This window comes from Shewanella sp. GutDb-MelDb, assembly GCF_002836075.1.
In the GTDB taxonomy this organism is placed as follows: domain Bacteria; phylum Pseudomonadota; class Gammaproteobacteria; order Enterobacterales; family Shewanellaceae; genus Shewanella.
In genome coordinates this window covers 1-2,997 of the sequence record NZ_PJBM01000041.1, presented here as the reverse complement: position 1 = coordinate 2,997, position 2,997 = coordinate 1, and the positions used below count along the sequence as shown (strand labels likewise).

Genomic DNA, 2,997 nt, shown 5'->3' with positions numbered 1-2,997 from the left:
TGTTCGTCCTGTTAACATTAAGTAAACCGGCATTTTCCAGCTTTACCGCCGTTAAGGCTTTAATTTATATTTACAGGATTCAATATTATGTCTCAAGTTACTGGCGTTGTTAAGTGGTTTAACTCTGATAAAGGTTTCGGATTTATCGAGCAAGAGTCTGGCCCAGATGTATTCGTACACTTCCGCGCTATCAACTCTGACGGTTTCAAAACTCTTGACGAAGGTCAAAAAGTTCAGTTTACTGTTACTCAAGGTCAAAAAGGCCCACAAGCTGAGAACGTAACTGTAGTTTAGTTACCAGCTTGATTAGCATCTAGCTAATCGCAAAAAAATTCTGAAGAGCCGTGATTTATCACGGCTCTTTTTTCTTTTCTGTATTTTAAAAAACATTTCATTCCCAGCTTAATTCCGCAATAAAATGTAAATCTCAGTATCACTCCGTTTTACCTAATCTAGTTACGCCCCTAAACACAAAACATGCTCTGTCTTGCTTGCCTAAACGCTACTAGCCTAAAAGTACCATCGTACGACTCTATGGGTGGATGTTAGTTTTCTACGCTGTTTTGTAGCTTAAGCATACGACTATCGTTATCTCAGTCACAATCCGCTTGCCAGCTGCACGGCGATTGATAGCGATTGCATTAAGTGTCCGTTCATTCGGAGGGCGTTTAAATACTTAAGCTAAGTACTAGGCATTAATGGTGACTATCGATTGAGCATTATCCCGTGTTATGGATTTTTTTCACTGACCACCATTATCTACAATCAATGCAGAGCACTGCTTACTTTGGTTATTTGGTGGGTTAAGCAGTGTTGGGTAAAGAGTATTATGCAGTTTGAAGTATTGTAGAAAGTGATGTTAGTGGCGGGACAGGGAGCAATGGACACTGAAAACACCATTGGTACCTTGCTTGGTACCAGTGGTGTGCGATCATTATTCAATAGACCATTTATTCAGCGAGTCACTTATTAAGAGAAGAGTTTATCTTCAAGGGTTCGCCCTTTGAGGATGGCTTTATATTGCCAGTTATTATGCTTGAATAACGCGAATAGGGCACTTTCAATGGCATAATCCTCTTCGCTATTATGCTTTATCAAAAACTCGTTATGTTGTTTTTTCTCAATTGAGTTTATGTCAGGTAGTGCCATGACAGCATCAACGACTTTATCGGCATCACACTGCTGCATCGTTAGCGTAATGTACTGATTTTGTAAGTTATCATTCATGGACACTGATTGGGTTAGCTGTCCTTGCTCTAGATACAAAACTTGTCCGCAGAGTTTTTCAAGTTCATCTAAATTGTGTGAGCTGATGATAAAGGTTGTCTTGTTTGAAAGCGTTCTAACCAATTCTCGAATTTTCTTGGCGTTGGCGGGATCAAGACCTGCAGTCGGTTCGTCTAATAACACTAATTCTGGCGAACCAATTAATGATTGAGCGATAGCGACTCGTTTTGCCATACCGTGGCTTAATGATTTAGGCTTTTGTGAGGCACAATCGGCTAAGTCGACTAAGGATAAGACTCTAAGGGCTTCCGATTTAGCGTCACTTTTAGAAAAACCCTGCAAAGTAGCAAACAGCATTAGTTGAGTCAGGATATCAAAGTTAGGATCAAGAGTGGCATCTTGAGGTAGAGAAGAGACACGTCCAAGCAGTGCGCTATCTCCCGGCGTATGACCCAGTATACTAACCTCGCCATCAGTCGGTGTTATATAACCGCATAAAAGGCTGAATAGCGTGGTTTTACCCGCACCATTGGGTCCAACTAAAGCAATCGGCTCTCCGGCTTCCAAGTTAAGATCAACCTGCCTTAATGCTTGTTTACTGCCGTAGGATTTCGATAAACCTTTACATTCAATGAGTCTCATAGCGCGCTCCGTTTGATATATATACGTCCTAGTAACAGAAGCACTATTGTTTGCAATAAAGCCACAGGCGCATATGCAAAGCTGCCTAAGCCTTGGGTGTTAATCATTAATGAAATCTGAGAGCCTGGAAGGATCCATTTTAATTCACTAATAATGGGTAGGAAGTTATTGATGACAGCGATTGTTATCGACATTGCAGCCCAAATAAGAATGGCATATATGGTTGCTTGACGCGCTGAGTTTGCATAGAGCGAGAGTATCGCCATTAATGCGGTATAGGGTAAAATTACTATAACAAGGTTGACGATAACCAATATGCCACTGGTTATAGCGGGCATTAATAGTGCTGTTTCTCTACTCACTGCGAGCGCAATAGTGGCTAACACCGTTAAAGAAACTAAAATCGTTTGGATTGTCATGTGGCCTAAAAAACGGCCGAAGAAAATACTTTCTCTACTGGTTCTAAGCGTTAAGAAGCGGAATGTACCGCGAGATTTGTCAGAGGAGAACTGATCAGCTGCAATAAAGATACTGAACATTGGAAAAAGGTACAGCGCTGCAATCCAATAAATAGCCAATTCAGCGACAGACCATTTGAACAATTCACTGACCACGTCCGGCCCAAATATGCCTTCGATAAGCTCTTTGTAGTGGGGAGTGATTAAAAACTCTGATGCTCCGCGGATTGGATAGAGCAAAATAAGTAACCAAACGAGAGCAAAAGCGGCAAGCGCAATCATCCCTCTAGGGTTGAACAACATTTTTTTGACTTCAAATTGGGCAAGTAAAAGCGTATTGCGCAAATCATTGCTGTGTTTACTGTTTTCCAAACTATTCCCTTAATATGTGGAATTAAAACGGCTAACAGATTAACACCAGAACTGACGGGCGCTAATCATTGGTGAGCTATTGTGGATTAATTATAATTTAATCTGGGTTTTGATTATTTAGCCAGAAGCTGTTGTACCAGTATCTTTAACTCACTGACTTCAATTTCGAGCTTAGCGACTTTGTCGCTCAGTCCCTGCTGTGAATTGTCAGGCTTTACTGCTTCGATAGGCAATAAGGCGCTAGATTCTACGTTTGTAATGCAGGGGGTGAAAAGCTGACAATAACGTGCTTCTCTTT

At 41.2% G+C, this 2,997-nt stretch carries 3 protein-coding genes and 1 pseudogene; 1 reads left to right on the top strand and 3 read right to left on the bottom strand.

Going from position 1 to position 2,997, the window contains the following annotated elements; genetic code table 11:
* Positions 1-87: 87 nt before the first annotated feature.
* Positions 88-294, top strand: coding sequence for a cold-shock protein (locus CXF82_RS00985; protein WP_012155714.1), 207 nt, complete (start codon positions 88-90; stop codon positions 292-294).
* Between the two features lie 675 nt (positions 295-969).
* Here the strand turns inward: CXF82_RS00985 and CXF82_RS00980 are convergent.
* From CXF82_RS00980 to CXF82_RS22220, 3 genes and pseudogenes are all read right to left on the bottom strand, one after another.
* Positions 970-1,869 carry an ABC transporter ATP-binding protein gene (locus CXF82_RS00980; RefSeq protein WP_101091217.1) on the bottom strand — a complete coding sequence of 300 codons (900 nt, stop codon included), beginning with the start codon at positions 1,867-1,869 and terminating at the stop codon, positions 970-972.
* Positions 1,866-2,630: an ABC transporter permease subunit gene (locus CXF82_RS00975; protein WP_145991628.1), complete on the bottom strand. Its 765-nt coding sequence runs from the start codon at positions 2,628-2,630 to the stop codon at positions 1,866-1,868. Before CXF82_RS00975 ends, CXF82_RS00980 begins: the two co-directional genes overlap by 4 nt.
* Positions 2,631-2,812: 182 nt before the next feature.
* A pseudogene (locus CXF82_RS22220) lies at positions 2,813-2,997 on the bottom strand (DUF480 domain-containing protein); the annotation flags it as partial.

Coding starts and splice junctions, on each gene's coding strand:
- CXF82_RS00985 (WP_012155714.1), top strand. CDS start 88: ATGTCTCAAGTTACTGGCGTTGTTAAGTGGTTTAACTCTGATAAAGGT.
- CXF82_RS00980 (WP_101091217.1), bottom strand. CDS start 1,869: ATGAGACTCATTGAATGTAAAGGTTTATCGAAATCCTACGGCAGTAAA.
- CXF82_RS00975 (WP_145991628.1), bottom strand. CDS start 2,630: ATGTTGTTCAACCCTAGAGGGATGATTGCGCTTGCCGCTTTTGCTCTC.